This is a genomic window from Rhodococcus pseudokoreensis (assembly GCF_017068395.1).
GTDB lineage: Bacteria > Actinomycetota > Actinomycetes > Mycobacteriales > Mycobacteriaceae > Rhodococcus_F > Rhodococcus_F pseudokoreensis.
In genome coordinates this window covers 5,159,230-5,171,720 of sequence record NZ_CP070619.1, presented here as the reverse complement: position 1 = coordinate 5,171,720, position 12,491 = coordinate 5,159,230, and the positions used below count along the sequence as shown (strand labels likewise).

General features: G+C 63.9%; 10 protein-coding genes and 1 pseudogene. 3 read left to right on the top strand and 8 right to left on the bottom strand.

Features of this window, described 5'->3' with window-relative positions:
* Positions 1–18: 18 nt before the first annotated feature.
* Positions 19–483, bottom strand: coding sequence for a MaoC family dehydratase (locus JWS13_RS28765; RefSeq protein WP_160095292.1), 465 nt, complete (start codon positions 481–483; stop codon positions 19–21).
* A gap of 96 nt (positions 484–579) precedes the next feature.
* Positions 580–1,197 carry a hypothetical protein gene (locus tag JWS13_RS28760; protein ID WP_206008816.1) on the bottom strand — a complete coding sequence of 206 codons (618 nt, stop codon included), beginning with the start codon at positions 1,195–1,197 and terminating at the stop codon, positions 580–582.
* Positions 1,198–1,209: 12 nt separating this feature from the next.
* On the opposite strand from JWS13_RS28760, the gene JWS13_RS46215 reads away from it, so the two are divergent.
* The 3 genes and pseudogenes from JWS13_RS46215 to JWS13_RS46515 form a co-directional block, all read left to right on the top strand.
* Entirely contained in the window at positions 1,210–1,557 is a 348-nt protein-coding gene (locus JWS13_RS46215) for a WhiB family transcriptional regulator (RefSeq protein ID WP_338050681.1), read from the top strand.
* Between the two features lie 641 nt (positions 1,558–2,198).
* Positions 2,199–3,488, top strand: a complete 1,290-nt coding sequence (locus JWS13_RS28750) for an MFS transporter (RefSeq protein WP_225929001.1) — start codon at positions 2,199–2,201, stop codon at positions 3,486–3,488.
* A 222-nt stretch (positions 3,489–3,710) separates the two neighbouring features.
* A pseudogene (locus JWS13_RS46515) lies at positions 3,711–3,974 on the top strand (IS3 family transposase); the annotation flags it as partial.
* 107 nt (positions 3,975–4,081) lie between these two features.
* On the opposite strand, the gene JWS13_RS28745 reads toward JWS13_RS46515, so the two are convergent.
* The 6 genes from JWS13_RS28745 to JWS13_RS28720 form a co-directional block, all read right to left on the bottom strand.
* Positions 4,082–5,131 carry a zinc-dependent alcohol dehydrogenase family protein gene (locus JWS13_RS28745; RefSeq protein ID WP_206008812.1) on the bottom strand — a complete coding sequence of 350 codons (1,050 nt, stop codon included), beginning with the start codon at positions 5,129–5,131 and terminating at the stop codon, positions 4,082–4,084.
* A gap of 64 nt (positions 5,132–5,195) precedes the next feature.
* Positions 5,196–6,710 carry a sugar ABC transporter ATP-binding protein gene (locus tag JWS13_RS28740; protein ID WP_206008811.1) on the bottom strand — a complete coding sequence of 505 codons (1,515 nt, stop codon included), beginning with the start codon at positions 6,708–6,710 and terminating at the stop codon, positions 5,196–5,198.
* Entirely contained in the window at positions 6,707–7,813 is a 1,107-nt protein-coding gene (locus tag JWS13_RS28735; RefSeq protein ID WP_206008810.1) for a hypothetical protein, read from the bottom strand. Before JWS13_RS28735 ends, JWS13_RS28740 begins: the two co-directional genes overlap by 4 nt.
* On the bottom strand, positions 7,810–9,996 hold the full coding sequence (locus tag JWS13_RS28730) for an ABC transporter permease (protein ID WP_206008809.1): 2,187 nt from the start codon (positions 9,994–9,996) through the stop codon (positions 7,810–7,812). Before JWS13_RS28730 ends, JWS13_RS28735 begins: the two co-directional genes overlap by 4 nt.
* A 10-nt stretch (positions 9,997–10,006) precedes the next feature.
* Entirely contained in the window at positions 10,007–11,086 is a 1,080-nt protein-coding gene (locus tag JWS13_RS28725; protein WP_206008808.1) for a sugar ABC transporter substrate-binding protein, read from the bottom strand.
* 50 nt (positions 11,087–11,136) lie between these two features.
* Complete coding sequence (locus JWS13_RS28720) at positions 11,137–12,150, bottom strand: ABC transporter permease (RefSeq protein ID WP_206008807.1); 1,014 nt, start codon at positions 12,148–12,150, stop codon at positions 11,137–11,139.
* Between the last annotated feature and the right edge of the window lie 341 nt (positions 12,151–12,491).

The window sequence follows — 12,491 nt, the reverse complement described above, 5'->3', positions numbered from 1 at the left end:
TCGGGTCGGGGTGAGCGGTCAGGCCTGCTCGCCGGCCGACTTCTTGAGCATCAGGCCGACGCGCGTTGCGTCGCAGACGATCTCGTCGCGCTGGTTGAGGCCGTAGTGACGGAACGTGACGATTCCGGAGTCGTTGCGGCTCTTGGACTCCCGGGCCGACACGATCTCGGTGCGCACGTGGATGGTGTCACCGTGGAACACCGGCTTCGGGAACTTGATCGAGTCGAAGCCTAGGTTTCCGAGGGTGGTGCCGTACGTGGTGTCGTGCATCGAGATCCCGGAGACGAGGCCCAGGAGAAACAGGCTGTTGACCAGGCGCTGCCCGTGAATGGAGTCCTTGCTGTATTCCGCGTCCAGGTGAAGCGGTGCCATGTTCAGGGTCATCGTGCTGAACAGGACGTTGTCGGTCTCGGTCACGGTCCGTCGGACCTCGTGATCGATGACCATTCCCGGTACGAATTCCTCGAAGTACAGACCCGGCATGTGACGTCCTTTCTCTCGAGCGACGACGAGTCCGATGCTCGGTCGCTGCAGTACGTGAGGCCCATTCTAGAATAAATATATTATGCATGCAAGGGATCACGTTTGATGTCTGATGTATCCGCCATCTCTTGCGAGTTGGAAAAATAGTATATGATGTATGCCACATGGTGCTGATGATGTGATCTCACGGACAAGACCGAAGGGCACCCTCACGTAAACAGGACGGGACGTCCTGGCGCTGTACCTCATGAACGCGTCCGACAAGGCAGCGTTCGGGCTCAGCGCCTCCCAGATCGGCTTCACCGGCAGCACGTCCTCTGATGACCGGTCGCGGTAGACGACCTCGTGCCGCCGGAACCAGTAGTTCTCCTCGTCGTGCTCACCCGGATGGCCTCCTACTTCGAGCAGGGCCTCGGGTACTCGTGCCTCGAATCGGGCACGCTGTTCGCCGCGCCGAACTGCCGGCGTCATCGGCGCGTTCTTCGCGATCCAGGCAATCGGCGGAATCGTCGGACCGTGGTCGATGGGGATCGCCGCGCTCGTCCTCGCCGACCCGGTGCGCGACCGCGAACGCTTCCTCGTCTCCCGCTGACCCGCAGGCTTGCCGCTGTGAAACGTACGCAGTAGGCCCAGCACTTCCGGCAACCGTCGGCAGTTCTGGGCACACGCCTGCTGTCCGGACAGCGATCGTTCCGGAGGTTGATCCACTTCCACACGATATATATTATGTTTTACACCCGGGCACGGGGCAATGACTCCTACGACGAACGATCGGAGCGCGTCCACATGACTGCATCACACGCCGTCCCGGATGTCAGCCCCGAAGAATGGCGACTGCGCGCACGTTGCCGCGGCATGGACATCACCGTCTTCTACCTCGATGACGACACTGCGAAGCCTCAACCGCAGCGCCTGCGCACCGCGAAGAATATTTGCCGACGATGCCCGGTGATCAATGAATGCCGCCAGTACGCCATCCATTTCGGCGAACAACACGGAGTGTGGGGCGGACTGACTCCAAGGGAACTCGGTGCTGCCAGAAAATGGAGCCGCTGGCAGCGGAAGCCTGGGTAAGTCTGTAACGAGTGCCTACACGAAGCCGCGCTGCTTTTGCCGTTGGAGTCTCCGGCAGAGCGGCGCAGTGGTTCGACCCGGTCGGCGACATGCCCTGCATCGAGAGCTTCCGGTCGTGACTGTCACGTCCGGCGGGGCATCGAAGGTGGCCGTTTGCCACAGCCTCGACTCCAATTTCGATTGGGCGGCGCCGATCAGGTCGAGCATCCACCGGACACGAATATCGATGTCGCCGAACCCAAGCGAGGCGCCGGTCGCGTCGTCGACCGCCGCGCACGGGCGGGTCGTGTACGAGAACCGGGTGGCACGATATATCCGCCCTCGGCCTCGGCAACGGTCATGTCGCTTCGCCGAGTAGAGGAGTCAGCGATGCGCGCGGTGCCTCGCTCTTCGGATAGCCACAACCTCCTGTTCCATCGCAAGGTCCAGCAGCTGCTCGACCGGGTGGCGCCGGCGTCGATTCACCGGTCCCGGTTGACTCCTCCAAGGTATCATGCATAATGTTCGATGTGATGTAGGTCGCAATTCAAATCGGCAACCTACGCAGCACACGTCGTCGCCCGCAGATGCAGCATGCTCGCACACTGCCCATTCCCCCGGAGGATTCCGTGCCCAGACCTCAGAGCCGACCCCGAAGCGGTTTGACTGTCCTGATTCTGTGCTTTCTCACGATCGTTGCCGACGGCTACGACATGGTCGTGTACGGGGCCGCGCTCCCCAAGATCCTGCACGAACCGGGCTGGAATCTCACCCCCGGCACTGCGGGTCTCATCGGCACCTGGACGCTGGGTGGCCTCATGGTCGGATTCGTGACCGCCGGCCCACTCACCGATCGGATCGGCCGCCGCAAGCTCATGCTCGTCGGAGTCGTGTGGATCTCGGCGGGCTCACTGCTCTCCGCGCTCGCGATGAACGTCGAGGTGTTCGGGCTCGCGAGGTTCCTCACAGGCGTCGGTATCGGCAGTGTCGTTCCCTCGGCGGTCGCGTTGACCATGGAATACGCACCGCGGAATCGGCGACTGCTGTACAACGGTGTGATGCTCACCGGCTTCTCCGTCGGTGGTGTCCTCGCCTCCTTGGCGGCGATCTGGCTTCTCCCCCATCATGACTGGCGAGTCCTGTTCGGTCTGGGCATCGTCTTCGTGCTGCTGATGCCGATCATGTACTTCCGGCTGCCCGAATCCGTGGACTACCTCGACGCGCGCGGTCGCGAAACCGAGGCACGTGCACTGGCCGAGGCCTACGGGCGAGACTACGACGCCATTGCCGCATCGGCCGCCAGCAACCGAATGGAGTCCGCGTCGAGCCCACAGGGAGTTCGTCGGTTGCTTGCACGTCCGTGGTTGCTCCCGCTCATCGTATTCGTCGTGATCAGCGTCTGCGTGAATGTTGTCGTCTACGGACTCAACACCTGGGCACCGGCGCTGATGCACGAGCAGGGCTATGCGCTCGGCTCGGCATTGACCTTCATGCTCGTGCTGCAGGCCGGGGGCGCAATCGGCTCCGTCGCCGGCTCGTACCTGGCTGATCGTGTCGGGTGTGCGCGGGTCGTCATGGTCCTGTTCGTCGTGGGCGCGGCCTCCCTGCTGGCTCTAAGCAACAAGCTCGACACCGGATGGCTCATGCTCGCGATCTTGGGCGCCGGGATCGGTGGCACCGGGACCAATTCGGTGCTCTACGGCTACGTCGCCAGCAACTTCCCGGTGGCCAACCGCGGGTCCGCAGTTGGTGTCGTGATGGGTCTCGGCCGTATCGGTGCACTGGTGGGGCCGGCGATGGCCGGCTGGATTCTCGACGCCGGTTTGGGTGCTCGGTGGAGCTTCTACTCCTTTGCCATTCCTGCGATCGTCGGTGCGGTGCTCGTCACCCTCGTTCCCGTGATCACCGCTTCCCGCCGCACGGAGGAAGAACCTGCCCTGACCACGGCGTAACGCGGCCCACCGCAGCCGGGGTTCCGGGGAGGATGATTGGGCTGGTGGGTGTGTGATGTGTCGGGTTGGGTACATCCCAACCCGACACACCGTGCCAGATGATTCCGCGAAAAGCGCGCCACTCGATCTCCCTTCTCGCAGCGCCTCGTTGCCACGGGTCGCGGGCTCAGCGGGTTCATACCCGTTGCGATGATTTGGTGTCGCAAAGGGCCCGGGTGGCTTTCGGGCAGGCCGTCTGCACCACCTGACGTGTCGGACGAGGCCGCCCGGCTTCGTCGAGAAGTAGCCGAATTACGCAGGGCCAATGAAATATTGAAGACCGCGAGGGCGTTTCGCGGCGGCGGAGGTCGTACCCGGCAAGCGGGAGGTGCCCCCACACCAACTGCGGTGATCGTCGACTAGGTCGACGCTCACCGCTCCCACTTCGGGGTCGACCCGATCTGTGCCGTGCTCACCGAACCCGGCATCCGGATCATCCAGCCGACAAACAGGATCTCGACGGGTGCCATCGGGTGACTGACCCAGCCGGTCGACATCTACTACCTTCGGCATACATCGATATAGTTGCGGTGCCGCACAGTTGACACCGGCGATCAGAATTCGATTACCGCCTTGCCTCCGGTTTGCAGATCGAAGTTTCGGTACGCGTCTACCGCGTCGTCCAGCCGCCAGTGGTCGGTGAACACTTTGTCGACCTCGACACCATGGCGCGCAATGAATTTCGCACAGTCGGCCTGGCCCACCGTGGAGAAGGTGTACGAGCCCATGATGGTCAGCTGCTTCCGAATCATGTCAGGGCTGACGTCCAGGGTAACCGTGCTACCTTCGCCGACGAACGCGACGCTGCCCCATTTCGCGGTGGATTTCACGGCCGCCGCGCGCGCGGCGGGCGCCCCCGAGCAGTCCAGCGCCTTGAGCACACCCTTGCCGCGTGTGAGTTCCTTGATCGCCACGACCGGGTCGGTCTCGGCCGAGTTGATGGTGTGTACCGCACCGAACTCCGGTGCCCGGGCCACCCGCGCGGCTGCAACGTCCACCGCGATCACCTCGGCGCCCATCGCGGAGGCGAGTTGCACCGCCGCCTGGCCGACCGGCCCCTGCCCGAATATAGCCAGCGAATCCTTCGCGTTCACGTTCAGCCGCACCAGCGCCCCGAAGGCGGTACCGGTGCCGCACGAGATGGCGGCGCCAGCCGCGAAACTCAGCTCATCGGGCAGCCTGATCAGGGTGCGAGCGGGCACTTTGATGTAGTCCGCGTGCCCGCCATGGGCGGTCGCGCCGTAAATCACGTTGCCGCGATCGCACAGTTGAGGCCATCCGGTGCGGCAGTTGTCGCAGAACCCGCACCCGTCATAGTGGTGCACCATCATCCGGTCACCGATACGGATCACGCTCGGATCGATGGCGGCACCGACCTCGACGACCACCCCGCACGGTTCGTGTCCCCCGATGAATCCGGCGTCGTCACCGGCCATCCCGAACGCGGCGAGCGCCTGCCCAGCGAGTGCCCGGTAGAAATGCAGGTCGCTGCCGCACATCCCGGATGCCTTCATCTCGAGCACCACCTCGTCGGGGCCGGGGTGGGGATCCGGGAAGTCCTGGATCTCGAGCACCCGCTCGCCTTTGAAGATCACTCCACGCATCTGGTACTCCTTCAAGTTCTGTAATGAATTGGTTTCTGTCACCGAAGTGATTGCCGGACTACCGCTAATGCGCTGCGGCGAACATCAGGCTCTCCTCGTCGGCCTCGTCCGGGGAGAATTCGGCCGCAATGCTGCCCCCACGGGCGACCAGCACGCGATCGGAGAGGGCCTGGATCTCTGGGATGTATGACGAAATCACGATCACGGCAACACCTTCGTCGGCAAGGGCACGGATCATGGCATGAATCTCGGGGATGGTACCCAGGTCCACACCGCGGGTCGGCTCGTCGATGATCGCCACCCGCGGCTTGCGCGTGAGCCCCTTGGCCAGCACGACTTTCTGCTGGTTTCCGCCGGAGAGCTCCTCAACCACGGCCTTGCTCGGAGCCAAGGTCCGGACTTCGAACTGCTCAACGAGTTTCTTCGCGATCGCCCGGCCCAACCGGGGACGGAACAGCAGCGGTAGGCGCAGCGCGCTGCACAGATGCCCGAGGAAGATGTTTTCCGAGATGGTCAGGTGACCGAAGAAGCCTGATGCCTTCCGATCCTCAGTGATGTACACGATCCCAGCTTTCCGAGCGTGCCGTGGGGTGCGGAAACGGACCCGCTGCCCACCCAGCCACACAGTGCCGCCACGCATGCGCCGCCGCTTCACCACACCGCTGATGATTTGCGCGACCTCCGAACGCCCTGCCCCGACCAGACCGTACAAGCCGAGGATCTCGCCGCCGTAGGCGGAGAAGGACATACTGCGAACCGCCGGGAGCAGGGTAAGGTCCTCGACCTGGAGGGCAGGAATGATGTCGGGCCTCCGGCTCGGTGACTTTCTGCCCATCTCGACGGTGCGGCCGACCATCATCTTCACAACCCGGTCGTGACCGAACTCTGAGCGATTCAGAGTGCCCTGGACCACCCCGTCCCGCAAGACGGTAATCCGGTCCGCCTGCTCGAATGCCTCATCCAACATGTGGGTGATGAAAACCACCCCGATGCCGCGTCGACGAAGACTCTGCATCGACATGAACAACTGCAGGCGTTCCTCCGGGGTCACCGAAGCGGTGGGCTCGTCCAGGATCACCACTTTGGCATTGCGGTGCACGGCCCGCGCGATCTCCACCATCTGCTTTTGGCCGATGCCCAGCGCACCGGCCTCTGCGTCCGGCCGGATGTGGAAGTTGTGCGATTCGAGCAGTTCGCGGGCGACCACATTCAAAGTCCCGAAGTCGTTGAATACCCGCTCGTCACCGAGGAACAGATTTTGCGCCACTGTCATGGATTCGACGAGCGAACCCTCCTGGTAGACCATCGCCACCCCGGCCTCGGTGGAGTCCCGCGGCGCGGCGAAGCGACGCTCGGCACCTTCGACTTCGAGAGTTCCCGCATCTTGGGTGATAGCTCCCGAGATGATCTTCACCATCGTGGACTTGCCGGCGCCGTTCTCACCCAGCAGCGCGTGGATCTCACCAGGCCGCACGTCGAAGTCGACACCCTGAACTGCGAAGGTTCCGCCGTAGCGTTTGCTGACACCGGTCAGTCGGATGACTGGGGTGATGTCGACACCAGTGCTGTGCTCCGTCATGAGCGCCCCTCCTGTGCAATCTCGTCGGTGTGCAGTCGCAGAACCGAGCCGTGACCCTGCAGTGCGGTCACGACCCGGCCGTCAGCGACGGCCACGCCGGTGACTCCGTGCCGCGGGCTGTCCACCCGGGCATGTGCGCTCTCCGCAATGCGCCCGGTGTCGTCGAGCCGGAACAGCACGCCGCAGGACCTCGCGGGTGCCCAGCTCTTGACCTGGCCGAACACCCGCAACTGCCCCATCTGCATCGCTTCGGTGAACAGATTCCCGCTGCGCAACTGCGGGACGAACCACTCCTCCCGATCGATCGTCTCGACCATCTCCGAAAGCAGTGACCGCTCATCGAGGAGCATCTCGGTGATCCGATTCCGCGGGTACGGCGCAACCACCCAGTGGCCATTCGGCACGGCGACGATTCGTCCGGGGTACACCGGTAGGTTGGTAGCTATGGATCGGACCGGCTCGCTCGGATCGTTCAGCGATCGGATCTCCAGGCGGTGAGTCAGGCTCGTTGCCACAATCACCTGACCATCGCCGCTGAGGGCAATTCCGGATGGCCAGGCCAACCCCTCGGCGACCACAGAGGCAGCGCCGTCCCGCACCCGCACGATCCGTCCCGACGCGTCGCCGGCGAGCAAGGCACGCGCCCAATCGCCGCGCACATCGGTGGTAGTGGAGCCGACCGTGACCAGCAGGTCACCTCCGGGTACGCCGGTCAGCGCGGTGACACCGCGTGCGACCGCTGGGTCGGCACACAGGGGGGTCACCGCTCCGCTCGCGTCGACCGTGACCAGACCGGTGCCTTCGACGGCCGCGACCACCGCGTTCCCGACCGTCGTGACCGCTGCGATGCGCGCGGCACACCGGGCGAACAACCGGATACCGCCTCGCTCCACACGCAGCAGCTCACATCCGCTGGAAAGTATGACGGTGCCGTCCGCGGTGACCGTGATGTCGTCCGGAGTGTGCACACCGGCGGCAAGCAACTCCTCGGCCTCGTCGAGACGCAGGTTCGGGCGGAGCCCGGTCTCCATCCGGGGCACAGAGCGATGCCGCACCTTGCCCGGATTGATCCACTCTCTGACGGTGTCCAGGATCGAACTCATGAGCCCACCTCCGCGGCGGTCCGGGTGCCGAACGTGCCGGGCACCAGGTTGGTGTCGATAGTGCCGACCTCGTCGGGGTCGAGCTCGAGTCGGCCCAACCGGTTGTTCGAAACGCCGGCGAAGTAGAGGTAGCCGTCCCGCTCGGTCGCGGCTGTCACCATCGGATAGTTCTTCAGGCTCTTGTCCCACTTGACGGCAATGATCTCTCCGTTGTCGGAGAACTTGACGATGCAGGAGACGTTGAGCTGCGGCACCATCCAGTTGTCCAGCGAGACCTCGCGCGTCATCCGCCGCCGCACCTCCGGATAGCGGTTGAGCAGATCCGACATCGGAGTCCGCAATGCCACCAGGGGCATCCAGTAATTTCCGTCCGACGAACGGTGGATGTTGTCCGGATAGCCCGGCAGATTCTCCAGGACCGGCTCGAGCTGGCCCTCCTTCGGGCCGGAGATCCACAGCCGATCGACCCGGCACAATCCCGTGCTGGAGACGAGAATCGATTCGCCGTCGTGCGCGGTGCATACACCGTTCGGGAACACAAAGTTCGAGGCCACGACCTCCGCCTTCCCGTTCGGAGCGATTTTGATCAACCGGCCGTTCGGGCGGAACTCCACCAGTTCCAGGAGGAAGTCGGTGGAATTGTTGCGGATAGAAAAGTCCGAGGCGTAGATCGCTCCGTCGGGTGCCACGTCCAGGTCGTCGACAGCACGCAGACCGGAGTCGTCGACCAACGACAACGGGCTCCGTGAGACTCGGTTCGCCACCATCTGCGGCTCCCCGTCAGCGTCGATGCGGTAGACGCCCATGCCGCCGACCGCCACCAGCATCCGTCCCTCCCGGTCCCATGCGTGCCCGCAAGGGAAGCCTCCGGTGCGCGAGAAGATCTCCCCCTCGGTGTCCTCCGGTCCCCGGAAGCGCCATATCCAGCCGCGCTGGTCACCGGCGTAGATGTTGCCCTCGGGGTCGACGGCACACGCCTCGGCGCCCCGGATTTTGCCAAGTCCCACAGGCGGTGCGTCGGTCAACGCGCAGTTCGGAGTCCAGACGGTGCCTGGCGCTGTGACATCGGTCAGCGGGCCGAGTCGCACGCGCGCCGGATCGATCTTGAGCTTCTCCACCGCACGTCGGCGGTACTTTCCCCACTGCAGGTCGAGGATGGTGAAGGCGAGCAGCGCTGCGGCGAGGATCACCGTGTAGTAGTTGAAATCGAGTCCTTCGGCGATGGTTGCCTGCCGGATGACGGCCACGACGATGACGCCGACGGTGGCACGCAGGACCGACCCGCGACCGCCCTTGAGGCTGACTCCGCCTAGTACGACCGCGGTAAGCACGATGAGTTCCCAACCGCGTCCGATCGCCGCATCCGTGCGACTCAGCCGGGCGGTGGTCAGGATGGCGGCGCTGCCTGCCATCGACCCGGAAAGCACGTAGGCCCAGAACGTCACCGCGCGCACGGGGATGCCGTTGCGGCGGGCGGACCGGCGGTCGGATCCGGTAGCGGTGACCCACCATCCCCAGCGCGAACGAGTGAGCATCACGTGTGCGACCACGAGCACGCACAGGAAAGTGAACCACGCTGTCGGGATGCCAATGATCTTGCCGTAGGGGATGGCGTCCCACACCAGCGCCGGGCGCGCGATCCCAATCCGAGTGGTGTGCGCGTTCTGCAGGGCCACTGCTGCACCACCGAATGCAATGAGCGTTACCAGGGTGGTGATGAACGGCCGCATACGCAGGAAGGCGATGAGATACCCGTTGACCGAACCGAGCAACGCACCGAGAATCACGGTTGCAGGGATCACCCATCCCGGCGGCCAGTACCAGACCCGGTCGGAGATCAGTGCGAACATCGAGCACAGACCGACTATGGAACCGATGGAAAGATCGATGCCGCCGGCGACCAGCACCACCGTCAGACCGATGGCGAGCAATCCCCATTCGGCGACGTCGTCGATGGCGAGCGGTGCGTTCGCGGTGCCTACATCGGTCGTGGCGATCACTGTGAAACACAGCAGCAGTGCCAGCACCAACGGCACTGCGCCCTCCATCCAGCGTTTCTCGAACAGATCGGATACGGCGCGGTAGCGGGCGATCCGATCGAAGGCCCGGCCCCCGGTCATCCGGTAGGCGTCGATTCCCCGGCGAAGCGGATTGGGTCCGCGGCGGAGTGTGGTCGTCGTCATTCGTCGACTCCTAGTTGGACCGGTAGCAGGCGATGGTCGTCTCGTCGGCGGTCTTGCCGTCCACCACGTGGTACGAGACGTAGCCCACGTCATGGCGGCTCCCCGCGGGCGCGCCGTTGATGAGGAGGTTCTGCACCGCCACCGCGCCTGCAGCCCCGATACCCTGAACGTCGTACGCCGCTGTGGCGGTAACCGTGCCGCGTTTGAGTTCCTCGCAGGTCGCCGAGTTCGCGTCCAGGGTGTACACCCCGATCGCGGCGGGCTGAATCTGCCCGCGGCTCTCGGCGGCCTTCACCGACTGTCCGACCGATACCGCGTTCAGGTCGAAGGTGACCAGGAAGCCGCACAGATCGTTGCCGTTCTGCTGCATCGCCGCCTCGGCCGCCGCCTGTGCCTTGGAATTGTCGAACTGCGAATGGCTGATCTGTACCTCGTAGCCCTCGTGCTCGGCGACATCCTTGATACCGGCGTTCCACAGCAGGGACGCCGGATCATTGCCCATGCCGTCGATGATCGACAGCTTCTTGGTGGTGCCGCGGGCGTTACAATCCGCGACGGCCCGCTTGGTGATCGCTTGGGCTGCACCGTATACATCGACGCCGACGAACGCGTCGCTGAGCCGGGTGGACATCATGTTCAACACCACGGTGTAGATACCTGCCTGCGCTGCACGTTCAATGACGTTGTCCAACAGTCCCTGCGCCGAACTCTGCAGCACCAGCACATCGGCCTGTTTCCGCGCGATTATGTCGTTGAGGATCGCCAGCATGCGATCGGGGTCGAAGTTCGGATCGTGGATGGTGACCTGGGCTCCGGAGGCCTCGAGCGAACGTGTGAGCGACGTGCCCCAGTTTTCGGTGAGCTGATACCCCTTGTAGAGCATCGGAACGAATGCAACCCGTTTGCCCTGCATGATGTCCTGTACTTTCTGCCGTGCCGGCAGCAACTCGACGTTGGCGCCGAAGCCCTGCCCGTCGCCTCGCTCACCGCCGGTTCCGGCTTCGGCGCCGGTGTTCACTGTGCAGCCGGCGATCATGCCGACTGCGAGCAGTACCGCACCGACACCTGTCCACTTCCTGTGTGATGACATGTGGTTCTCCTACGTTGGGATGATTTTCGGGGAGCGACGCCGGCGCGGCGTCAGAGCTCACCGGACTTGTCGGTCTCGTCGTTGCGTGGATGCAGCCAGGCGTCGAAGCCGATGGCGCCGAGCAGAACCGCTCCCCGGATGAGGTCCTGCACCGCGGTGGACAGTCCGTGCATGACCAGCAAGCTGTTCAATATGCCGACGAATAGCGCACCGGCCAGTACTCCGAGGACAGTTCCGCGACCACCCGACAACGAGACACCGCCGATCACCACCACCGTCAACGCGGTGAACAGGATCGGGTCGAACGAGCTGGATGTGGTCTGGATACTGCCCTGGATTGCGACGGTGACGAATCCGGCCAACGCGGCCAGGAGCGCGGACACTACGTAGGTGAGCACCTGCAGAGGACGTACCGGGGCGCCGGAGGACCGGGCAGTGGCGAAGTTGTCGCCCATCGCCCGGATGAGCCGGCCCGGTGTAGTAAAGGTGATGAACAGCCATGCCGCGAGGAAGATGATCGCCGCAATCAACACTGGCCGCGGAACCGACCAGAACGCGGTACCGCTCAGCTCGGCCAGCACAGAGTCCGCCGGAACTGAGTACACGTTCTGGTCGAGGATCAGTATCCCGATCCCCCCTATCGCCAGCATTCCGGTGGCCAGCGTGACGAACAACGCCGGAACCTCGACAAAAGCGATGATTACACCGTTGACCAATCCGATGAACGCCGCGAGCAAAATCATCGCCCCGACGGCCTCCCACTGTCCCCACCCCTGGTTCATCAGCGCGAGGGTGGCCTGGGCGCAGCCGAGACCGATTCCAGCGATCGACAGGTCGAGACCCTTTCCGATCACTACGATCGCCTGCCCGACTGCCATGATGCCGAACGCAGCGGAGAGATTGAGGATGGTGCTCAAGTTCCCTGTGGTAAGGAAGTTCTCGGTGGTGGCACCGCCGACAAGTACCAGTACCAAGGTGATCGCCAGGACCAGGTATGCCTGGTCGAACGACCCGATCCTGGCCCGGAGCGAGACCCGGGGTCGCTCGGTAAGGGCTGCGGTCATGTCATCTCCTGGTCTGTGGGTGGGGCGTGGCTCAGCGACAGCTGTTCATCGGTCATGTCCGTCTCCGAGTCCGGCGACGGCACACCCTTCGGGTTCTGGCGGGGAGTGCGCTGTGGCGGCCGGAGGGCCAAGTGGTGACAATCAGTGTGAAGCCAGACACATCGGGCGACATCTGCCGTGGGTTCGATCTTCAGTACGACCTACGGACGATGTTTTAGATCGCGTATAGTATATTATCTGTGATATGAAACACGCCCTGAGGCGACGTGGAGGCTGTGGTCATGCGATCGAGTGATAACCACCCCGTGCACGACGGCATACTGTCTCCGGACCTGTACGCA